Origin of the sequence: Flavobacterium olei (genome assembly GCF_039749035.1) — a bacterium.
Taxonomy (GTDB): domain Bacteria; phylum Bacteroidota; class Bacteroidia; order Flavobacteriales; family Flavobacteriaceae; genus Flavobacterium; species Flavobacterium olei.
Map to the genome: position 1 here is coordinate 360,826 of NZ_JBDKWC010000007.1, position 23,338 is coordinate 384,163.

The 23,338-nt window shown below is 36.7% G+C and carries 12 protein-coding genes; all 12 read right to left on the bottom strand.

Translation table 11 applies throughout. The annotated features are described in order from the left end of the window. Positions 1 to 135 precede the first annotated feature (135 nt). Complete coding sequence (locus ABEB31_RS19455) at positions 136 to 1,953, bottom strand: alkaline phosphatase (RefSeq protein WP_347053323.1); 1,818 nt, start codon at positions 1,951 to 1,953, stop codon at positions 136 to 138. A 328-nt stretch (positions 1,954 to 2,281) separates the two neighbouring features. Further along, positions 2,282 to 3,817, bottom strand: coding sequence for a RagB/SusD family nutrient uptake outer membrane protein (locus ABEB31_RS19460; RefSeq protein ID WP_347053324.1), 1,536 nt, complete (start codon positions 3,815 to 3,817; stop codon positions 2,282 to 2,284). 21 nt (positions 3,818 to 3,838) lie between these two features. Further along, the gene (locus ABEB31_RS19465; RefSeq protein WP_347053325.1) at positions 3,839 to 7,219 is read right to left on the bottom strand and encodes a TonB-dependent receptor; all 3,381 of its coding nucleotides are present in this window, start codon (positions 7,217 to 7,219) and stop codon (positions 3,839 to 3,841) included. A gap of 67 nt (positions 7,220 to 7,286) precedes the next feature. After that, entirely contained in the window at positions 7,287 to 8,207 is a 921-nt protein-coding gene (locus ABEB31_RS19470) for a FecR family protein (protein WP_347053326.1), read from the bottom strand. A gap of 109 nt (positions 8,208 to 8,316) precedes the next feature. Further along, positions 8,317 to 8,874, bottom strand: a complete 558-nt coding sequence (locus ABEB31_RS19475) for an RNA polymerase sigma-70 factor (protein ID WP_347053327.1) — start codon at positions 8,872 to 8,874, stop codon at positions 8,317 to 8,319. Positions 8,875 to 9,184: 310 nt separating this feature from the next. Further along, positions 9,185 to 10,672: an aminotransferase class V-fold PLP-dependent enzyme gene (locus tag ABEB31_RS19480; protein WP_347053328.1), complete on the bottom strand. Its 1,488-nt coding sequence runs from the start codon at positions 10,670 to 10,672 to the stop codon at positions 9,185 to 9,187. Between the two features lie 23 nt (positions 10,673 to 10,695). Further along, positions 10,696 to 12,699: a protein-disulfide reductase DsbD family protein gene (locus tag ABEB31_RS19485; RefSeq protein ID WP_347053329.1), complete on the bottom strand. Its 2,004-nt coding sequence runs from the start codon at positions 12,697 to 12,699 to the stop codon at positions 10,696 to 10,698. 195 nt (positions 12,700 to 12,894) lie between these two features. Further along, the gene (locus tag ABEB31_RS19490; RefSeq protein ID WP_347053330.1) at positions 12,895 to 15,687 is read right to left on the bottom strand and encodes a M16 family metallopeptidase; all 2,793 of its coding nucleotides are present in this window, start codon (positions 15,685 to 15,687) and stop codon (positions 12,895 to 12,897) included. A gap of 158 nt (positions 15,688 to 15,845) precedes the next feature. Further along, positions 15,846 to 16,997 carry a redoxin domain-containing protein gene (locus ABEB31_RS19495; RefSeq protein ID WP_347053331.1) on the bottom strand — a complete coding sequence of 384 codons (1,152 nt, stop codon included), beginning with the start codon at positions 16,995 to 16,997 and terminating at the stop codon, positions 15,846 to 15,848. A 78-nt stretch (positions 16,998 to 17,075) separates the two neighbouring features. Beyond that, positions 17,076 to 18,263, bottom strand: coding sequence for a redoxin domain-containing protein (locus ABEB31_RS19500; RefSeq protein WP_347053332.1), 1,188 nt, complete (start codon positions 18,261 to 18,263; stop codon positions 17,076 to 17,078). Positions 18,264 to 18,326: 63 nt separating this feature from the next. Next, positions 18,327 to 19,733: a RagB/SusD family nutrient uptake outer membrane protein gene (locus ABEB31_RS19505; protein ID WP_347053333.1), complete on the bottom strand. Its 1,407-nt coding sequence runs from the start codon at positions 19,731 to 19,733 to the stop codon at positions 18,327 to 18,329. Between the two features lie 17 nt (positions 19,734 to 19,750). Further along, the gene (locus tag ABEB31_RS19510) at positions 19,751 to 23,338 is read right to left on the bottom strand and encodes a SusC/RagA family TonB-linked outer membrane protein (RefSeq protein WP_347053334.1); all 3,588 of its coding nucleotides are present in this window, start codon (positions 23,336 to 23,338) and stop codon (positions 19,751 to 19,753) included.

Below are 23,338 nucleotides of genomic sequence, written 5' to 3' on the forward strand. Positions count from 1 at the left end.
AAAAAAGTCGGAAAATAATTGTAGAAATAAGATTTTCAAAACAGGAATTGAATGTAAATCTTATTTTTAAGCAACAAAAAAAGCCGCAATCTTATTTCTAAAATTGCGGTCCTCTAAAAAATCAATCCACTAAAATTATTTCCCAGAAATCAGCGCCATAATTTTATCATAAATAGCTGTATTCTGATAAACACCATTAAATTTTTCAGCTCCCGGACCGTAAGCAAAAACCGGAACCGGAACCGCTGTATGATCGTTTGTGCTGAAACTTCCGTGAACGTAACCTTTTTCGATGCTTCCATCAATTAGAGACAATCCGCCTGTTTCGTGGTCTGCGGTTATGATTAATAATGTTTCCGCATTTTTATCTACAAATTCCATAGCCTGACCTACGAGTTTGTCAAAATCGAGCATTTCCCGAACCACGTATTCTACATTATTCTGGTGTCCCCCATAATCAATTTGTGCGCCTTCGGCCATAATAAAAAACGGATTTTTTGTTTTTGCAAAAGTATTTGTCGCTTTCGCTAAAGATTTTGAAAGGAAATCTCCCCTCCCATTTTTCATAGAAACTACCGCTGCATCTTCTAAAACTATAAACTTGTTGTTTTTAATAGTATCTAAACTGGCAAATTTATCCGAAAATGTATAGCCTTTTTCGATCAGCATTTTCGATAAATCTTTACCGTCTTTTCTGGCATAAAATTCTTTCTGCCCGCCTCCAATTAAGATGTCAGAAGGATTTGAAAGAAAATCGTTTGCAATGGGTTCGCTCAAACTTCTTTCCAGTTGATGCGCATAGAAAGAAGCCGGAGTTGCATCTGTAATATTTCCGGCAGAAATGATCGCAGTTTTATAATTTTTCTCTGCTAATTGCTGTGTAATCAATTCCAGCGGTTTTCCGTTTTCATCCACACTTATAAAACGATTATTGGTTTTATGTCCGGTTGCCATTGCAGTGGCTCCTGCAGCCGAATCGGTAATGTAACTGTCCGACGCTTTTGTGATCGATAATCCCTGAGTCGGGATATTAAACAAACTCAATTGTCCTTTGTTTGCCGTGTATCCGGAATAGATTTGAGTTAATCCCATTCCGTCTCCGATTAAAAGAATGACGTTTTTTGGACGCTTATTTTTGAAGCTGTTTTTAGGAACATACGCCTGATGAAATTCTGTATTCTGGTAAAATGTCGTTTTTATTTTATTGATGAATTCCGTCAGATCAGCCACATGGTCTGTTCCAATAAAATCGACTTTTAGATTCATCAAAGTCATGTACGTATTTACATTATCCTGCGTAGCCCAAAACCTTATTTTTTTATTTTGATCGTGGACTTTTTTAATAATGGCCTGAATTTTTTCTGAATCCGGCTGGGTCAAAACACCTTTTCCGTTCCAAACTGTGATTTCATGCAAATCTTCACTGATCATTTCGACTTTTGCCAATTGATCAGAAGTATAATTTTCATTCAGCCTTCCGTCAAAATAAATAAAATCAGGATAATTTTTCCATAAAGACGGCAAAGGTCTGTTTCCGGAAATAACCACTTTTATGTTTTTATTCGAAATGATATCCGGAAATGTTTTGAGCTGCTCGGTTATTACTTTCAAAGTCGAATCGGCATCCGACTTGATATCAATCATTACAATCAGCGGTTTGCCGCTCGGATAAGCTTTTCCTTCTAAAGTTTTCAATTTAGACGAAAGCGGTTCCAGATACATTGTTTTTAAGGTATTGTAAGAAGCAATTTCTTTTGAGGTATGGGCCACATACAACTCATTATTTACTAAAAAAACATCGGCTTCGATAACACCTGTTTCGTTAGAATAGGCTCCATAAAACGGTAATTTACTGGCGTAATCGTTATGCGAATGAATGTTGGATGAACTGTATTCCTGCGCCTGCGCGAAAAGGAAAAAGGAAAGGCAAAAAAGGGTGATTATTTTTTTCATTGAAAATGATTTTTATTCTTTTAAAGCTGTAGGTAACTTTATTAGAAATGTAAGTTTTAATCTATTTCCCGAATTTTCGGGGTTGTTTTTGTCCATAAAGACATTTCAATAGTTTAAATACACATAGTAAAACTATTACGTTTGTATTTGTCATTCCGAGGAACGAGGAATCACACTCGGAATTCGACAAAGATTGGAGATATTCTATGCGGAATATCTAGTGTGATTCCTCGTTCCTCGGAATGACAAAAAGTATCTTTTTTACAACTGCAGCCCTCCGACAAAGGCTGCAGCTTAAAAAACTAAAAAAACACAATGAAATTCTGTATTACCAGCCTTGATTCTGAGTTAAAGCTCCTTTGCTTACTGCAATTTCATCTGGCGGTATTGGCCAGACATGATGAATGGCAGGGTTAAAATTACGGGCAGGATAAATGACACTTCCGTCATAATGGTGCAATGGTTTGGCGTAGGTTTCTTTTGCATCGCCCCAACGAACTAAATCGAAATGACGATCGGTCCACTCTCCTGCTAATTCGCATCTTCTTTCTCTTTTTAAATCCACCATTGTCGCTCCTGAAAGATCGGCAAGTCCGGCACGGTGACGAATCATATTAATTTCCAAATCGGCGTTCTGGCCTTTCATTAATTTGGCTTCCGCTAACATCAAAATCACATCTGCATATCGCAAAAGAGGTACATTTAAAGCTGTTGAAGGTTTGTCTCCATTTGCATTTACATAACGGATATCTACTGCACCTGAAGTTGACTTGGGATAACTGAAAGGCTCCATATATTTTTTAAACTGATACCCTGTTCTGTTGCTTGAGCTTACGATATGATTTCCTTCATTAAAAGTAACTTCTTGTCCGAAATAAACAAATTTGTCCCCTTTTTGTAAAATTGTGGCACTGCGTCTTTTATCGTTTGCCGCATAAGCATCAAACAATTCTTTTGTAGGATAGAAATTTCCCCATCCGTTGTAAACACCCCACCCTTTATCTTCCAGACATACTCCCGGAAAAATAGATCCTAATGATGTGTTTCCGGCACTTGAAGTTACCGACCAAATATATTCTGAAGACCAGTTGTTACTGATTTTAAATACATCTTCAAAATTATCCAGTAATTTGTGTTTCCCGCTTGCTACAATCAGGTTGGCGTATTTAATAGCATTGTCATAATCTTTTGCATACAAATACGTACGAACCAAATAAGCCCATGCAGCAGTTTTGTGCGCCCGGCCATAATTATCCGGCGTTAACTGATCAAAATAAGGTAATAAGTCGGCTGCTTTAATTAAATCGGCTGCAATGTAGGCATAGTTTTCCGCAACATTTTTAGCACGAGGCACATATACGTTCGTATAATCTGCCCGGTCCTGAATCGGAATTCCTGCGCGGTCATCTCCATAATGATAAGCGAGTTCCAGATGCATTACCGCATGATTGAAATACGCTTCACCTAACATGCCATTTTTGGTACTTTCGTCCAAAGCAATATTCGGAACGTTACGGATTACGTCGTTACAACGTTTCATAATTTCATAGTGAATTCTCCAGATATCTTTGGTATCCGATTCTGCTCCGTCTACAATAAAATTTTTGATACGTTCTGCATTTTGTCTCGGCTTGGTTCCAATATCATCACTGGCATTGTTGAGCCAGAAGAAACCACGGCCGTACATATTATCATCAGAATACAAGGCATAAATCGCATTAACTCCTGCTTTGGCATCTGCGGGAGTTTTCCAGAAATTTCCGCTTGACGGCGCACCTTGTGGAATCACATCAAGTTCGCTTTCGCAAGCCAAAGTGCTGACCAAAAGCACAACACTCCACAATAAAAGACTTATTTTTTTCATTTTTAATTGTTTTTTATTTTTTTAAAAAGTTGCGTTAATACCTGTCATGTAAATGCGGGAAAGCGGATAACGTCCTAAATCCATACCGAAGCTTCTAAGACCTACTTCGGGATCCATTCCTGAATACTTTGTGATAGTGAATAAATTTTGTCCGGAAATAAAGAATCTCAATTTTGCTTTTCCGTTCAGCCAGCTTTCTTTTACTGTGTAACCTATCGAAACATTTTTCAATCTTAAGAAAGAAGCATCTTCAATGTATAAATCAGAAATACGCCCGAAATTATTGTTATTGTCTGTAGCTGATAGTACCGGAACATTGGTATTGGTATTTGCAGGCGACCACGCATCTTTAGATTCTGCCAATAGATTATAACCCGGGAAAGAAGCATTTAAACCCGTATGTTTTACAGCATTGAAAACACTATTTCCTGCAGCGCCGTTGAAAAAGATATTCATATCGAAACCTTTGTAGCGGAAATTAGCATTAAGGCTATAAGTGGTTTTTGGAAAAGGACTTCCTAAGACTACCCTGTCACTGTTATTGATTACGCCGTCTCCGTTTTCATCTTTGAATCTGATGTCTCCGGCAACCGCATTGGGCTGATACGCCACCCCATTCTTATTAACATACTCTTTTGCCTCTGCATTACTTTGAAACAACCCGTCAGTCGCATATCCGTAGAAAGCGCCAACCGGACTTCCGATCTGATAAATATTGGCCAATGGTAAACTACGAACCCGGCTTAAGCCAAGTGGTTCCAACGAACTTAAATCGTCTTTTATGGAAACAATTTTATTGGTTAAAAACCCTGCGTTTGCCGTCACATCAAACTTAAATTCACCACGCGTTTTCTGATACGTCAAACTTACCTCAACTCCTTTATTTTCAACATCACCGGAGTTTACAATTCTTCCCTGAGGTGTTCCCGAAACCCCTGGTAACTGGTCACGAACCAACATGTCTTTGTTTTTCTTAATATATGCATCTACAGATCCGATTAAACTATTGTTCAGCATAGTAAAATCCAAACCAACGTTGGTCTGCTCTGAACTCTCCCATTTTAAATTAGGATTTGATAATTCGCTTTCTGCATACCCGTAATTGATAGACGGAGTTGCACCAATTAAAGCCTGTGTCTGTACTAAAGGCACACTAAACTGATAAGGACCAAGATTTCCAAGATTTCCAATCTGTCCCCAGCTTGCACGAAGTTTTAAATTACTGATAATCGGCTCGATACCTTTCATAAAACTTTCTTCAGAAATTAACCACCCCGCAGAAACGGAAGGATATACTTTCCAACGGTTTTCAGATAAAAGTTTTGATGTTCCGTCGCGGCGGACAATCCCGGAAAATAAATATTTCTGATTGAAATCATAATTTAACCTTCCTACATAAGAAGAAATAATTTCATCTGATAAACCAGCTCCGGTCTGTTGGATTAATTTTGCATTTAATAAATAACGCTGGGAAGGATCTTCGTTATCAAAACCAGTTCCTTCAACCGTATAAAAATCTCTTTTGGTCTCCTGATACGTATAACCGGCCAAAGCTTTCAAATTGTGTTTTCCGAATGATTTTTCATAGGAAATAGTCTGTTCGCTTAATAAATCGGTAACCGTTAAGTTCTTTAAAGTCAATCTGTTGAAATCAAATATTTTTCCTGGCTCTGTAACTTTTACTGTAAAATCCGTCGCATTATCCTGAATTCTGGTATAACCCCAATTGGATTTAATTTTCAGCCCCGGAATAACCTCCCATTCCGCATACGGATTGATCAAAATGGTAGAAACAGGATTTTTGTTGTCTAATCTTTTCAGGTATGCTACAGGATTAATCACATCTCCGTAAGAACCAATATATTTTTCTGGAACTCCTCCAAACTGACCAGAACCGTCTTCCCTGTAAATCGTCGCGTTTGGCGGATATAAAATCGCTGCCTGAATTGCTCCTGTGTATGAACTTGAAGTATTTGCCGTCTGACCATCTGTTAAGGAATACGATAAGTTTTCTCCAATGGTAAAATTATCAGCTAGTTTAAAAGAAGAATTTGCTCGTACTGTATAACGTTCCCCATAAGTATTCAGCAGGATACCTTCGTTTTTTCTGTAACTTCCCGAAAGGAAGAAATTTGTTTTTTCTGTTTTTCCATTTACCGAAAGTGATAAATCCTGAATTTCTCCCGTACGGAAAATTTCATCCATCCAGTTTGTTTTGGTTGTTCTTGCTGTTGGTTCAAAGGCCGTGTCAAACGCAGGGATTCTTGGCAAACCTGCATTATCTCTGGAAAGATTCATTGCATCAGCATATTCTGCAGCGTTTAAAACATCCAGTTTTTTAGCTACATTCTGAAAACCGCCCTGATAATTTACGTTTACGTTAATTCGGTCTGAAACTCCTTTTTTCGAAGTAATTAAAATGACACCGCCTGAAGCTCTCGCTCCATAAATGGCCGCAGAAGCCGCATCTTTCAAAACACTGATCGATGCAATATCATTTGGATTAAGTGTATTTAAAGATCCGCTGTAGATAATTCCGTCCAAAACAATTAACGGAGTTTCTGCATTTAAAGATCCAATTCCGCGAATATTGATAGTCGGCGAGGCAGTTGGGTCGCCACCATCATTGATTACCGTCACACCGGCAACAGTTCCCTGTAATAATTCTGCAGCATTATTATAAGTTCTGCTGGAGGTCTCCTTCATAGAAACAGCCCCTACCGCGCCTAATACTTCATTCTTTTTCACACTTCCGTATCCCATAACCACTACTTCCTGAAGCTGCTTAACATCGGCTGTTAATTTTACAGTTATAGTTTGTGAACTGGTTACTTTTACTTCCTGGGTTACATAACCCACATACGAAAAAATAAGTGTCGCCTCTGCTGCATTGATTTCCATTTTGAATGTTCCGTCAAAATCAGTTGCTGCAGTTGCGTTAGAACCTTTATCTTTAATTCCGACACCCGGAAGCGGCATATTGTCATCTCCGCCATATACAGTTCCTGAAATAATGATTTTATTTTGATCTGAATCTGCCAGCTTCTGATTTTTCTTAATTACAATATTATTACTGATAATTTCGTAACGAAGAAGAGAGCCGCAAATTTTATCCAAAGCCTGTTCAATTGTTACGTTATTAAGCTTTAAACTAAGTTTTTGATTCGTATTTACCTGACTGCTTTCGTACATAAAATGCAAATCGGTCTGATTCTCTATTTTTTGAAATATCTTTTTTATACTTTCATTTTCAACTTTTAAAGTCACTCTTTTGTTAATGTCAACATTCGCTGCTTTTACTGTTAGTGCTGCAAAAAACAAAGTAAGAAACAGGAGTAATTTTATTCCTGTTGTCCTTATGTTCTGAGACTTTACGGCATACCGCATTTGTTTTTCATTCATAATGTTTAGATTTAGTTGTTTGTTTTTGTTGATTTTTCTCTACGTAGTTTATTTTGATGTCAGGGGATTATTCTATTGTATAAATTCCCGAATCCATTTTATATTCGGCGTTGATAATATTACACACCAGTACAATTACCTGATCGGCAGTTAATTCTTTAAAATATCCGCTGATCTTTAATGTGTTTAGTTGCTTGTTTTTAATTTCAATGGCAACATTATAATTGCGGTTAATTGTGGCAATAACTTCAGGCAGCGGGGTTTCTTCAAAAACCATTATATTTTTGCGCCAAAGCGAAATCGTATTGACCGGAATATCTTTAAAAGCCTGAAGTTTATTATTTTGAGATTTAAAAATCACTTTTTGCCCCGGAGTTACATATACATTTTCATCTGTGACAGTCGACTTTACATTTACCCTTCCTGTCATTACCGAAACTTCCTGTGTCTTCTGATCCGGATAAGCCTGAACATTAAAACTGGTTCCCAAAACTTTCGTGTCCATTTTATTGGTATGAATAATAAAAGGATGTTTTTTGTCTTTGGCCACGTCAAAAAAAGCTTCTCCTATTAAGTGAACTTCCCTGGTATCGCCTTTAAATTCTTTTGGATATTTTAAAACACTTCCTGCATTCAGCCATATTTTAGTTCCGTCACTTAATTTTACTGCAGCATGTTCTCCCAGTTTTACCGTTAACTGGGTAGTTACGACTCCATTTGCTGACTGGTGAAAAAACACTGATAAACCAATCAGAAAAATAACTGATGCGGCAACAATCCAGTTTTTATATTGAAGAAAAATAACTTTATCCGTATTTTTTATTTGTTTCACTTCTTTTCTTAATTTGGAGCGATCTGAATGAACCGCTTCCATGTTATCAAAAAAATCATCGGTACGGTCGTACCATTTATTCCACATTTCCTGTCCTTTGGGAGAATATCTTCCGTCTAAAAAATTTTTGATTTCGTTATTTGAATTTTCAGGCATTATAATTTCTTTATGTCTTTAATAATATGTCTTGGAAATTGTTTTTTCGGTTAGGCGCAAAAGGTTACGTTTCTGTTAAGAAAAAAATATTTTCACCCGGAACTGTAGTCTAATTGAATTCTCCCAAATAAGAGCGCATAAATTTTAGCGCATAGGTAATATGATACTTTACCGTTTCTACAGAAACATTTAGTTCTTCTGCAATTTCTTTATTAGAATAATTTTTGATGCGGCTGAGAATAAAAACCTCTTTGGATTTTTTAGGAAGTAATTTTGCCGCCTGATCAACAGCATTCTGAAGTTCCTCATAATAAATGGCATCTTCTGTGGCATTACGGCTGCCAAAAGAAACCGCATTTTTTTGTAAAACTTCCTGAATATACTGATCTGTTACTTCATATGACTTGATATAATCTAAAGTCATATAACGGACTGAAGTGTAGATATAAGCCGCAAAACTTTTCTGAATGACAATTGTCTTGCGTCTTTCCCAGATCGAAGTAAAAACTTCCTGGACAATTTCTTCAGAAATGGCAATTGATCTCATTCTCAGATAGACAAACCGAACAAGCACATCCCGATATCTGAAATACAACTCATCAAAAGCCTTATCCTTGCCATTTTTCAATAAATCGACAAGTTCTTCGTCTGTTGATTTCTTATACATGATACATTAATTTGGCAGGATTAATCCAATTAAAAGTATGGTATGAAAAATTTTTTCTGATGGAGTTTGGATAATGTTTCTGTTGTTCAAAAGTTGACATAGACAAAGTATTGCGTTCTTCTTATATGTCTGTAAAATTAAAGATGAGGGTAGGTCGAAAAGGTTACGTTTACATTAATAAAACTACCTTGAAAAGAAACATATTATTAACATTTGGAGAGAAATGTTATTTGAATTTTTACAAAAAGAAAAAAGCATGAGAATCTAAGATCTTCATGCTTTTCTGAAATTGCTTTTAAGTTCCAGTATGTCAGAGTAAGAACCAATCCCTCACCTCTTCCTCAATAGTTTCTTTTATTATTAAACTATCAAACTCATTCGTAACACAATTATACTGATACGCTTTCTCCCAATCTTTACCATTCTCAACAATTTCTTTAATTGAATTTATAATAAACAAAAGTTCTTTATTTGTCATTGTCGGATGAAGCGAAACCCTAACCCAGCCCGGTTTTTCGGTTAGGTTTTTCTGAAGGATTCCGTTTGTTATTTGGGCTGATTTTTCTTCATCGATATGGAGTAAAAAATGGGCGTATGTACTGGCGCACGACCAGCCGCCGCGAACCTGGATTCCGAAACGGTCATTTAGTAAACGTACTATAAGATTGTAGTGAATATCCTTTATGGTAAAAGAAACACAACCAATTCTTTCAGCATCTAAATCTCCTAAAATCGTTAATCCTTCGATTTTTTGCAGCTCTGAAAAACAAAGATTTAATAATTCTTTTTCCCTGTTTTTCATGTTTTCAACGCCCATTTTGTTCTTTAGCTCCAGACATAAAGCCGTTCTCATAACCTGCAAAAATCCGGGAGTTCCACCGTCCTCTTTAGTTTCAATGGCATCGCTGTAATTGTATCCGCCCCACGGATTGGTAAATTTTACATTTCCTCCGCCAGGATTATCCGGAAAATTGGAATTGTATAATGTTTCATTAAAAACCAAAATACCACAAGTTCCGGGTCCGCCCAAAAATTTATGAGGCGAAAAGAAAATCGCATCCAACCTTTCTTCCGTATTTTCAGGATGCATGTTGATTTCTACATAAGGAGCCGAAGCTGCAAAATCTACAAAACAGTAACCACCATTTTCGTGCATTATTTGGGCGAGTTCATGGTAAGGCGTAACGATTCCGGTTACGTTCGAACAAGCTGTAAAAGAACCTATTTTTAATCTTCTGTTTTTATATTTTTGAAGTTCTTCTGAAAGTATTTTTGGATCGACCAGATTGTTTTCGCCGCAAGGCAAAACCACCACATCGGCAATGGTTTCGTACCACGGCACCTGATTGGAATGGTGTTCCATATGGGTAATAAAAACGACTGGCCTTTCATCGTCATAGTGAAGTTGTACATTGAAAATATTATCGGCAGATCGTAATCCCATAATACGCTGCAATTTGTTTAAAGCCGCCGTCATTCCACTTCCTGTGGCTACCAGACAATCTGTTTCTGAAGCATTTACATGTTGTTTAATTAACTGCCTTGCATATTGGTACGCGTATGTAGATGCTTTTCCGGTCTGACTGGAAAAAGAATGCGTATTGGCAATCATGGGTCCCATTTTTCGGAGCATAATTTCTTCAATAGGAAAATACAATCTCCCGCTGGCGATCCAGTCCGCGTACAGTAAATTCTGAGTTCCGTAAATCGATTCAAAAGTATGATTTACGCCCACGGTATTTTCTCTGAATTCAGAAAAATAGTGTTCTAATTTGCTTGTCTCTAAAGTAACTTCCATTTCATTTAATATTACAAAAACATTTACTTCTTAAAATTTTTAATTCCCGATTGCAGCCAGGCATAATATTCCTCAATATCGGGATTATATGCCGACGGTTGTGTCAGGTTTTCGCTTTTATGATCTATAATAACGTAAAAAGGCTGCGCATTTGCCTTATAAGTTTTAATCTGCAGATCACTCCACTTATTTCCAATTGTTTTTATTTTTTTTCCGGTAGTTGCAGAAGTATATTGTTCACTTTCCGGTAATTCTTTCTTGTCGTCCACATATAGTGAAATCAAAACTACATCATTATTCAGAATTCCCAGAACTTTCGGGTCCGACCAAACCAGTTCTTCCATTTTTCGACAGTTTACGCAGGCATATCCTGTAAAATCTAATAAAACAGGTTTACCTTCTTTTTTTGCGAAAGCCATTCCTTTATTATAATCGTGAAAAGTGATAATATTTTGTGGACCATGCTCTGCCCCTTCCGGCAGCGAACCTGTTATTTTTAATTCAGAATTTCCGGAAACTCCCAATCCGTTTGGTGATTCGCTATAATGTAAAGGAGGAGGAAATCCGGAGATTAATTTTAGCGGCGCTCCCCATAGTCCCGGAATAAGGTAAATCGTAAAACTTAAAGCAATTAATCCGAAACCTAATCTTCCAACAGAAATATGATTTAGCGGAGAATCATGCGGAAGCGTAATTTTTCCAAATAAATAAAAAGCCAACATTCCGAAAACGGCAATCCAAATCGCCAAGAAAACTTCCCTTTCTAACCAATGCAATTGCAAAACCAAATCGGCATTTGATAAAAATTTGAAAGCCAAAGCCAATTCCAGAAAGCCTAAAACTACTTTTACAGTGTTCAGCCATCCGCCCGATTTTGGCAAAGCATTCAACCAGCCCGGGAAAGCTGCAAATAAAGAAAACGGTAATGCAATTGCAATCGAAAATCCTAACATTCCAATAATTGGTGCGATTCCGCCTTTTGAAGCTGCTTCAACCAATAACGTTCCCACAATGGGACCCGTACACGAAAATGAGACAATGGCCAAAGCCAAAGCCATGAAGAAAATTCCGATTAGTCCGCCTCTGTCTGCCTGAGAATCGACTTTATTGGCCAGCGAACTGGGCAGCATGATTTCGAAAGCGCCTAAAAATGAACAAGCAAAAACTACCAGTAAGATAAAGAAAATCAAGTTGAACCAAACGTTTGTTGAAAGTGCATTTAAAGAATCGGCACCAAAAACGGCTGTCACAATCGAGCCTAATAAAACGTAAATAATTACGATCGAAAAACCGTAGATCATAGCATTTCTGATTCCTGCAGCTTTGGTTTTACTTTGCTTGGTGAAATAACTGACCGTCATCGGAATCATTGGAAAAACGCACGGTGTCAGCAAAGCAGCAAATCCAGATAAAAATGCTAAAATAAAAATACTAATCAAACCACGTGATTCATTTTTCTTAGGCTTATCTATTTTTGTTTTAGAAAATGCTACATCTGTTTTATCGATTGTCTTTCCTGCAGAAACAGCAGAATCTTTTACAACCGCCAATCCTTCGGCGGAAGCCAAATTCTTCTCTTCCGGAATCTTAAAAGTCAATTCTTCTGTCGTTGGCGGCAGACAATTGCTGTCATCGCAAACCATAAATTCTACCTCAGCTTCTATTTTTGAACTAACCTTCGAAGTAAATTTAATTTTCTGTGTAAAAAGTGCTTTTCCTTCAAAATACTTAATCTTCATATCGAAAATTTTATCCTGAACTTCGTGTCCTTTTTCTTCGGTTGTCTTTCCTGTTAATTCGAAATCTTTGTTGGGATTTTTAAAAGTAAAAGCAGTTTTAGATGGCCCGCCTTCTTCAATATATTGTCCGTACAAATGCCAGCCGGATTGAATTTCTGCCTGCACTTTTAAAAGATATTCTTTGTCTGAAAGCTTTTCAACAGACGTTTTCCATTTTACCGGATTGTACATTTGTGCAGACAAAAAGCTGCTGTACAAGAGAAATAGTACTATAATTGTTTTCTTCATTTTTTTAAGGTTTAAAAAAAAGAGCTGTCGGCAAAACAGCTCTTTTAGTCTTTCACAGAAAATGGCTTACTAATTCAGATTCTAAAATGAAATATTGAAAGACTACTATTAAAAATTTAATATTGGATTTTCGATTTTAAACTTTATGGCTTTTGACTTACGAATTCAAAAAATCCTGTCATCTATGGCCAAAAACTATTTTAAAGGATTTCCTTCTTTATCCAAAGAACCCGCTTTAATGATGATCATTTTATCCAACTGAATGTATTTCTTAATTGCGTCATTTACTTGCTGTAACGTTGCTTTCTCGATATCTTTTGGATATTGCTCAATGTAATCCGGTTCTAAACCTCTTTCAATAAAATTTAAAATTGTTCTCGCCATACCATTTGTGGTCGACATTCCCACTTTAAAACTTCCTATCAGGTTGGTTTTCTTGTTTTCTAATTCTGAAGCCGTTATACCTTCTTTCACCCATTTATCTACCTGAACCATAGTGGCATCAAGACCTTTTTGAAACAACGAAGGATTAAAAGAGGCATTTACAAACCAATACCCTCCGGTTTCAATATTTCCGCCTAAACCAGATGAAATACTATAGGTTAACCCATCATTATCACGTACGGTCTGCATTAGGCGTCCTGCGAATCCTGCACCTAAAGTGTAATTTCCAATGTAAAACGGAATATAATCGGCATCGGCTCTTTTTAAACCTGTAAACTGTCCGATATACAATTCTGCACTTGGTTTTTCTGCAATGCTGACCACTTCTGTTTTTGAAGGTGTTTTAGAAGCTTCTTCAAATTTTAATTTTTCAGAAACCCCGCCATTCCAGTTTTTAAAAGATTTTTTTAATGAATTGTTCAGATTCGCACCATCTGTATCTCCCACAATAACCAAACGCATAGAAGCTGTTCCGAAATATTTTTTATGAAAAGCTTTTACCTCATCTAAGGTTGCATTTCTAATATTATTGATATCCTCTTCAACACTTAAGCTGTAATTTGGGTTCGTTTTGGGATAAATTGCCTGCGATAAAGCAATACTTCCTCTTGCTCCCGGATCATTTAAATTCTGCTGGGTATTTCCAATAAATTGCTGTTTCAAATTTTCAAACTCTTTCGCATCAAACAAAGGACTTCTTAATTCTTCTGCCAGTAAGACAATTACCTGATCTAAGTCCTTTTTCAGACATTTAAATCCTATATTAATTTTAAATGCAGAAGCGTTTATATTTAAATTCACTCCCAGTTTTTGAAGTTTTTCTGAGAATTTAAATTTGTCATTTAATGTCGTTCCTTTGGATAACATGGAAGCGGTTAATGCGGGAATCATTTCATTTTTAGTTTCGCTCGCATAATTACCCAACGAAATACTTGCTGCAACAGTCACGAAATCTTTGGCAGAGGTTTTTACTGAAACAACATCAATTCCTGCAACTTTTTCTCTTTTGAAAGCGGAAGCAGATTTCCCGGTTACATTTTCTGCTGAAATTAGTTCTTCTGAAATATCACTATTTGAAACCAAATGTTCTGATTGTTTTCCGTCATGCGAATGTTCATTCTCCGGATGCCTGTAATAAAAAGGCTCATTGTCCGGAATATAATTATTTGCCTGAGTTGTTGCCAAATTCTGAGAACCAGCTTGTTTCGGAATAAAATATCCTGTAGTACTTTGATCTTCCAGTAAATATTTTTGGGCTACGCGAAGAACATCTGCCGGTGTAACTTTTTTTAATCGGTCCACACCTGTAATATAATCTGTCCAGTCGCCTGCTGCTATTGCTTCATTCAATTCGGACGCAATGACACCAGATCCGTCGCGGGCTAAAATAGTCTGAGCGCTAATTTTTGCCACAACACGATTTACCTCATCCTGCGTTACGCCTTCTTTCTGAATTTTCGCTACCACTTCGCTAATCTTTGCATCGATATCTTCATGCTTTGAATTTGTGGGAAACCCAACGCCTATTGTAAAAAGTCCAACTTCTTTAAAGTTTGTGGCATTGGCGTAGGCATATATTCCCAAACGGCTGTCAACAATTGTTTTGTTTAAGATCGCCGATGGTCCGGAGCCTATAATTTCGCCCAAAATGTTTAACGCCGGAAGATCTTTGTGCAAAGCACCAGGAATCTTGTAGGCTTTGTTAACTACGCCAAGTTCTCCAGGCTTTTTAACCACTATTTTTCGCGCACCATATTGTCGTGGCTCTTCTGTATATGGCTGGGGCATTGCTTTTGGCGCTTTGGTAATTTTACCAAAATACTTTTCAACCAGAGCAAAAATGTTTTCTTTTTTAAAATCGCCGATAATGGTTAAAGTAGCATTATCTGGCCAGTAATAGGTATTGTAGAAATTTTGTAAAACCTCAATTGGTGCGTTTTCAATATCCGATTTCCATCCAATTGTAGAATGATGGTACGGATGCGCAATATAAGCCGAAGCCCATATTTCTTTGTCCAATAAACTATTAGGGTTGTTTTCGCCACGCTCAAATTCGTTACGCACAACCGTCATTTCTGCCTCCTTGTCTTCTTTAGTTAAAAGCGAGTTACGCATTCTGTCGGCTTCAATCCGGATCGCCAACTCAATTTTATCACTCGGCAGCGTTTCAAAATAATTGGTTCTGTCGTTCCATGTAGTGGCATTCAATTGTGCACCGGTATTTTGTAAAACATCGGTAATGGTATTTCCATTTTTTTTATTGAAAGTTGGAGTTCCTTTAAACATTAAATGCTCTAAAAGATGCGTTGATCCGGTGTTTCCCAAAACTTCATGTTTAGAACCTACACGATATACAATTTGTACAGTTGCAACAGGCGATGCATTGTCTTGTAAAAGCAAAATATTCATTCCGTTTGGTTGGTACAAATACTCTTCTATTCCGCCTAACTCCTTTATTTTTTTAAAGTTAACCGAATTATTCTGCGCCGAAATAAGCGTACAGAATGCCAATGAGCAAAAGCCCAGAAAGATAGTTTTTTTCATTTTTTGTCTGATTGAGATATACTAAATGTAAATTTCCAAAACACATAATACCAAAAACCGAAGAGTTTTTTTGAAGGCTGATAAAACAGATCTTATGATCTTAAATCTGTTTTATCAGTTCAAATTAATACTTTAAGCAATATGTGTAAAATAGTAATTTACGATTTACTAAAAATTTCTTTTAACTTCGTCTGTAGTGCTTCTTCACGAAGATTCGATGCTACAATTTTTCCGTCAGGACCAATTAAGTAATTGGTCGGAACCACTGTCACCCCGTAAGTTTTAGCTGCAGCATTTTTCCAGCCTTTTAAGTCCGAAACGTGTGTCCAGGTTAAACCATCTTTTTCAATTGCTTTCAACCATGGTTCTTTTTTATCGTCAAGCGAAATGCCCAAAACTTCAAAACCTTTATCGTGATAGGCTTTATAAGCAGCAACAACATTCGGGTTTTCTTTACGACATGGTCCGCACCAGCTTGCCCAAAAATCAACCAAAACATATTTGCCTTTGTAATCTGATAGTTTAACTAATTTACCATTAGCATCTGTCTGAGAAAATTCTGGTGCCACGGCTCCAACGGCAGTTTTTTCAAAAAGATCCACTGAAGCTTTTACCTGCTTTCCGTAAAAAGATTGTTTTACTTCGGGCGATAAAGTTTCATACATTTTCTTCGCCAGTTTTGGATTTGGATATTTAATCAGTCTGTCATCTAAAACTAAAACTGCTCCAATGCTTCCTTTGTTTTTTTCGATAAATCCTGCTGTCGCTTTGTCTGCTACTGCCTGAAGATTTTCCCATTTTTTATCCATAAAAATGCGGTGTCCTTCTGATAGTTTTCCTTTCGGAATTGTCTTATCTGCAGCATCCACTTTATACAATGAATCGGATAATTGATATAGCGGAAATGCCACTTTCTGAATTTTAGCAAATTCGTTTTTATAAAAAGACTGGTAAATCGAGTCTTCTTTAGCACCTGAGATCTGGCCTTTAAAAATGGAATCTTTTAGTGCCTTAAAGGATATCTCTCCGTTTTCCAAAACAAAAGTCTTTCCGTATTCTGCACCTTTCAACTTGATGTTATGCAGCATTGGTTCTGCAACAGATCCCGTAAATATAAATTTACCATCTGTAACTTTGGCAGAATCCACCACTTTTGTACTATCGCCAAAGGTTTCCAGATAAACCATTCCCTCTTTTAGTCCGTCAATTTTTCCATTAATAGTGTATCCTTCAGCTTTCTTAGAGCAAGAAGTTATTGTCGCGGCAAGTGCTAACGTCACTAAACCACATTTTAAAATTGTATTTTTCATATATATTTTTTTTGCGATGTTTTTTTTCAAAGTTTAAATTTTCACCACGTTGCCTTTCCAGACTGAAATTGAGACAAACTAGGACTTTAATAATTCTTTTAGTTTTGCTTCTAATGCTTCTCCGCGTAAATTATCAGAAACAATAACCCCTTTGCTGTCAATAAGATAAGTTGCAGGAATTGTTTTTACATTGAATGCTTTACTCACTTTATCATCGTCGTACAGATTTGGCCATTGCATATTTTCCTGCGCTAAAGCTTTTAGCCATGCTTTTTGATCCTGATCGATAGAAATACTTAATACTTCAAATCCTTTTGCTGAATAGGATGCATATGCAGTTTTAAGATTTGGAATTTCTTTACGGCATGGCGCGCACCACGAAGCCCAGAAATCGATAAGAATGTATTTTTTTCCCGAAACAAGATCTTTGACACTTTTAGCATTTCCATCCTTATCATTTAATTGAAAATTGGCTACACTCGTACCTACGAGAGATTTTGGATTAATTTCTTTGTCCACCAATTGTCCGTAATAACTTTTCTTTGCTGCTTCGGATAGTTGGTCGTATAAAGGTTTTTGCTGTGGCGTTAAGTATGAAAACTGTGTCATCATGAAAAAAGGTCCCCACCAGTTTGTTTTATGTCTCGTTATAACATCTGTTGTCAGTTTTTCCACTTTCGTGAAAAAAGCTTTTTCATCTGTTTCAAATTTTTTCCATTGTGCAAGACTGGAAACAGAATCCATCAGTTTTTTGTTGTTTTCTTTTCTGGCTTTTCCAATAATGTCGCTTAAATCTTTTATTCCAATATGATAAGCTTCATAATCTTTATTTAACTCCCCTTTAAAAGCCGTTTGCTTAACATAATAATCATGTGATTTTGAACCTGTAATAACTTCATTTTTAAAAAAGATACTGCCGGTTTGAGTTGGTTTTTCGGCAGCTGCTGTTATTTTTATTTTTGAGTTTTCAACCAAAACCGGAATAAATCCCTTGTTTTCTCCAAATGCGACAAAAAATAATCGTGGTTCATTCAGTCTTCCGTTAAAACTAAATTTTCCGTCTTTTACTGTTGTTTCGGCTACCGCAGCTTCCGAAGAATGTGTTGCAGAAGGCACTAATTTTACCTTTATACCTTCTTCTAGTCCGGTAATTTCCCCTTCTATACTATATCCTGTACTCGGTATTTTTTTATTTTGCGCAGTTGTGTTGGCGGTTATTAAAACGCAGGCAATAACCGCATAAATCGTTCTTTTGAGATTTTTCATGGTGGTGTTTTATATAAAGCTTCCTTTTCTGGAAAAAATTTCCTAATCAGGAAGCTTTAGTTTTTATTTAGCTACATTTTGCGTGATTGTTCCATTTCCCGGATTCTGGGTTGCTCCCTGCGGGAAAGGCATTGTCCATAAATGAGAATCTGATGCCAGTGTATAAGTCGTTCCGTTTGCTGTTTTTGTAAAACTAACTTTGTAAACACCTTCCGCATTGAGACGGCGCGCATCTGCAAACGGAACAATAGTATTGATAAGTTCGTTTCTTTTAGTTCTAACAATAGCATTCAGTGCCATAGTTTTATCAGCTGTTGCAATGTCCTGATAAGAAGCCGGAAGAATACGGGTTTTGCGAACGGTATTTAAAACATTTAATGCCTCGCTAATTTGCCCCGCACGAGCCAGACATTCTGCTTTAATTAAATAAACTTCTACCGTGGTAATGCCTCCAAAATTAAACATACCAGATAAAGTCCTTCTATAATAGGTTTCTGCACCAACAGTATAGATTTTCCAACGAGAAATAAAACGGGCATCTCCTGCTTCAAATAATTGTGCACGTTCTGTCGGAATACTATTTTCTGTGGCCAAATTAGAGTTAGCACCATGGCGGTACGTGTAGTTTTCTACATAATTATAACCCATTGGAGAAGTTGTGGCTGTATACGAATTTGGTACATCAATAATGGCTTTATTCGAATTATAATAGCCAATCCAGTCGAATAATTTATTGTTTTCTGCTAATGCCAAATCTGCATATTTAAGTGCTTCTGTATAATTATTCATTTGTAGATAAACCCGCGAGTAAAATGCATAACCCGCACCTAAATTGGGGTGTAAAGGGGTTTGTGATACCTTTAGGAGATAGGGTAAGGCTTCACTAACATCTTTCAAAATAAAATCATACATTTCCTGAATCGTTACCTGCTTACTCGGTGCATTAATATTGGCACTCGTAATCAACGGAACTGATAATTTTGTAGCAGCGGTGGATGCGACATACGTATCGGCATAAAAATTAACCAGATTAAAATAATTCATGGCCCGTAATATCTTTGCTTCTGCCCAAACTGCTCTTTTCTCACTTTCGGTTGCCTGATTGGTATTTAATACATCTTCAATAATTAAATTGAAAGTTGAGATTCCCTGATAACTTGCGTAATAGGTAGTTTCATCTGAGACTTTCAATGCGATACGATCGGCATTTTCATCCCACATATAATTGGCATTAATCAATCTGTCACTTGACAAAGTAGCAAGAGTGACATACTGATCGTTTAGTAATTGTGAAGCTCCTGTCACATTCACGCGCTGATTGGTATATTCGTCGCGTAAAAAAGCTTCGTAATCTGCCAGTGTGGTTGGCGCTTTTGATCCTTTGGGAACATCGCTTAAATAATCATCGCAGGAAGCAAATGTTATTCCCAGAATCAATAAACATGCTATTTTTGTATATATATTTTTCATTGTCTTCTTCTTTATTATTAGAAATTAACATTTACACCTAACACAAAACTTGGAGAAATAAAGCCGCCCAGCATATACTTGGCATCTCTGCTTTTTGCAAAAGTATATACGTTTTCTGCATTCAGATTAAATCGTATGCCATCCAATTTTACTTTTTTTATAATTGCATCTGGCATTTCATACGCCAATGAAATATTGCTTAACCTCACATTTGATGCATCCAAAATATTAATATCTGCATACGAATATATAGTGCGGGAATCTGAATTGAATTCCGGATCATATTCGTAAACCGCTCTTGGGACATTTGTGAAAGCTTCATCCCCAGGCTGCATCCATCGGTCTGCAATATGATTGTTTACAACAGTAATATCTGTAACGTAACCTCCCGCAGCACCATTGTAATTATTAGTCAGCATCGGTAAAAATGAATTTCTGACTTTATGCCCTAATTCGTAAATAAAAAGTGCCGAAAGTGAGAAGTTTTTATAATTAGCAGAAGTATGAAAAGATCCGCTGTGCGTGGGAACTGTTGATCCATAATCCTTAATCGCATCCAATTGGCCGGGATTGTATTTTACGGCAGTTCCTGAAGCATCATAAACCTGAGGGATTCCGGTACTGCTTAATCCTGCCCATTTATAACCATAAATTGAATTAAAGTTGGTACCCACTCTCGGAAAAGACTTTGCCTGGTCCAGTTGTAAGTAATAAACCGGTGCTTTAACATTGACATAGTCTACTCTGTTTTTATTATATGCATACAAAACAGATGCATCCCAGAAGAAAGAAGGTGTTTTTACGATAGTTCCGCTTAAACTAACTTCAATTCCTTTATTGGTCATTACACCGTTATTTATTCTGTAAGTAGAATATCCCCATCCTTCTGTTGGAATTCCCTGACTGCTCGCTAACAAATCTTCTCCTTTCTTATTGTAGAAATCTAAGGTTCCGCTAAATCTGCTTTTAAAGAATGAAAAATCCAAACCAATATTGGTAGTAGTGGTTTTTTCCCAAGACAACTCTGGATTTGGCCTCGAGTTTACGGTTCCCTGATTGCCGCCAACATTAGAATTTGAGTTGTAATAAGCTGTTAAATAGGGTGCAGAATCTTTAGCAATATTTCCTCCAATACCATAAGATCCGCGAAGTTTTAATGCGTCTATCCAGTTAACAGCAAAAAATGATTCTTTATCAATATTCCATCCAGCTCCGGCAGACCAGATTGGTTTGTTTTGATATTTACTGTCTGTACCCCAAAGATTAGAACGATCCCAACGTACACTTCCGGAAACAGTGTATTTTCTATTGTACGTATAACCCCCGGTTCCGTAAACTGATACGTAACGGTTTTGCAATTCTTTTTCAAATGAGAAATCGCTTTGTGACATATATCCATTAAAAACGGTTCCGTAGACTTGCAGTAAATTTGCCTGATTTATTGGTGCAAAGCCCAAAGTTTGTGCATCGTAACCATAGCGTGTATTGGTATTATACTCTTGTCTCGCATGGCGGATTTCCATACCGGCAATAGCAGAAAAATCATGTTTCTGATTAAAAATCTGATTGAAATTTAATTGTTGACGGAAGTTGTAAGCATTCGAAAACTGATTGGTTTCTGCGATAATATCTCCATACGGCAGATTGTAAACTGCCTTGTTATTTGCAATGGTCACCAGGCCGTTTACCTTACTTCTGACATAATACGAGTTTTTGTCAAATAACTGACTGCCACGATCTGAACCAAATTCGTATTGAAACATTGCATTATAAGTAAACGCTTTACTGAATTTGACATTGAATTTAGCATATGTTCTGTTCAGGAAATTTTTATTTTCTATTAAATTTCTTCCAAACTCGTCCATAGGTGTTATATCCATATTATAAAGACCGTAAGTCTGCATAGAATTAAGCGTAAAACTATTGTATCGGGAAGCAGCAGTAGAAACAAAATTACTTCCGTCGTTATTAACTAATTGGTTATAAGGCTGATATTTAAATCCGGGTCCAGTAGTAAAATTTGGATTGGAAGCGAAATAACTTTGCGTATTTCCTTTTCCGAAATTTACATAAGTTCCTAAGTCTAAAGAGAGCCAGCTGTTAATCTGGGTTGAATTTTTTAAATTAATACCAACTGTTTCATTTTCAGAAAACTTATCTTCAAGTTGATTATCCTTATAAGTTAAAGAAGCATTAAACGCATTATTTTCAGTAGCTTTTCCTAAACTAAGGTTGTGCTGCATAAAATACTGATCGCGTTTTGCATATTTAGCAATATCATCAAAATATCGATATCCTTGAGAGCCAAGCATATCTAACGTACTATTTGCCGCTGCCTGCGAAGTAACGCCAGCAAAACCTTTTAAGATTGCCTGCATTCCTAAACTTGTAAAAACTGCATTATTTAATAAAGACTTCGCATACGTACCGGCATTTGCTCCTTGTAAATTAGGATTTCCTGCCGCCCATCCTCTTTCAAGATCCACAATATCGGCAGAACTTGTTAAGTTATCTGTATAATTTCGGTATGGAGTAACGGTTAAATTACTTGAAAAAGAAATGGTTGTCTTTCCTGCTTTTGCTTTTTTAGTAGTAATTACTACGACTCCGTTCGCAGCACGGGCCCCATAAATAGAAGAAGCTGCAGCATCTTTTAAAACGGTAATTGTCTCTATATCTTCTAAATTCAGGCTTGGAAGATTTTCTTCTATAGAAGCATAAGGAGATAATTTTGTGTTTTCAACCGGAAAACCGTCAATTACATATAAAGGCGCTGTAACACCGTTCATAGAGGTAGTTCCGCGAATTTGTCCATCCTGATATCCCACGATTCGTCCTTCTAAGATTTTATCCAAACTGCTTAAACGCTGCTCTTTAAATTCTCTGGCTTTTAAATTTGAAAAAGCTCCTGTTACATGTTCAGCATTTATGGTTTGATATCCGGTCGTTAAAGTTAGTCCTTCTAATTCCAGAACATCTTCTTTTAATACAACGTTGATGACACTTCTTCCTTCCACTTTTATTTCCTGTCTGACATATCCTAAATAAGCAAAAGCCAAAGTAGTTTCGCTGCTTACAGCAATTATTTGATAGTCACCATTAAAATCTGTATTTACACCTCTTCCAGAGCCATTATCAGAAATGGCCGCTCCTACTAAAGGGATTCCGTTGGCATCTGTCACCCTTCCCTTTACAATAAAATCTGCAACTGGTTTTTGCACTTCAGTTTTATCAGAGGATGCTTTTTTGGACATTAAAATAATATGATTTCCAGATACCTTAAAATCTGTAGTGGTATTATTAAAAATTTTACTCAAAATCAATTCAATAGAAGCATCATTTGCATTTACATCGATTATTCTGTTAAGATCAACAGATTTTACATTGTAAACAAAACGGTAATCTGTAGTGTATTCAAGTCGTTCAATTGCTTTGGCAACGGTCATATTATTGACATTAAAAGAAATTTTAGACTTTTGAGAATAAGTGGTTCCGGCGTGCATTACTGTTAAGGCAGTTAGCAAAAATAATGTGGTCAATTTCATTTTCAAATCAAATTTCAAAAAAGGCTTATCAAACCTGATTCTGTTCAAGAGTTTTTTCAT

Bases quoted from the DNA above. Each gene is read 5' to 3' on its own strand.
- ABEB31_RS19465 (WP_347053325.1), bottom strand. From the start codon at position 7,219: ATGAATGAAAAACAAATGCGGTATGCCGTAAAGTCTCAGAACATAAGG.
- ABEB31_RS19495 (WP_347053331.1), bottom strand. From the start codon at position 16,997: ATGAAAAATACAATTTTAAAATGTGGTTTAGTGACGTTAGCACTTGCC.
- ABEB31_RS19470 (WP_347053326.1), bottom strand. From the start codon at position 8,207: ATGCCTGAAAATTCAAATAACGAAATCAAAAATTTTTTAGACGGAAGA.
- ABEB31_RS19510 (WP_347053334.1), bottom strand. From the start codon at position 23,338: ATGAAAAAACTCTTGAACAGAATCAGGTTTGATAAGCCTTTTTTGAAA.
- ABEB31_RS19485 (WP_347053329.1), bottom strand. From the start codon at position 12,699: ATGAAGAAAACAATTATAGTACTATTTCTCTTGTACAGCAGCTTTTTG.
- ABEB31_RS19505 (WP_347053333.1), bottom strand. From the start codon at position 19,733: ATGAAAAATATATATACAAAAATAGCATGTTTATTGATTCTGGGAATA.
- ABEB31_RS19455 (WP_347053323.1), bottom strand. From the start codon at position 1,953: ATGAAAAAAATAATCACCCTTTTTTGCCTTTCCTTTTTCCTTTTCGCG.
- ABEB31_RS19480 (WP_347053328.1), bottom strand. From the start codon at position 10,672: ATGGAAGTTACTTTAGAGACAAGCAAATTAGAACACTATTTTTCTGAA.
- ABEB31_RS19500 (WP_347053332.1), bottom strand. From the start codon at position 18,263: ATGAAAAATCTCAAAAGAACGATTTATGCGGTTATTGCCTGCGTTTTA.
- ABEB31_RS19490 (WP_347053330.1), bottom strand. From the start codon at position 15,687: ATGAAAAAAACTATCTTTCTGGGCTTTTGCTCATTGGCATTCTGTACG.
- ABEB31_RS19460 (WP_347053324.1), bottom strand. From the start codon at position 3,817: ATGAAAAAAATAAGTCTTTTATTGTGGAGTGTTGTGCTTTTGGTCAGC.
- ABEB31_RS19475 (WP_347053327.1), bottom strand. From the start codon at position 8,874: ATGTATAAGAAATCAACAGACGAAGAACTTGTCGATTTATTGAAAAAT.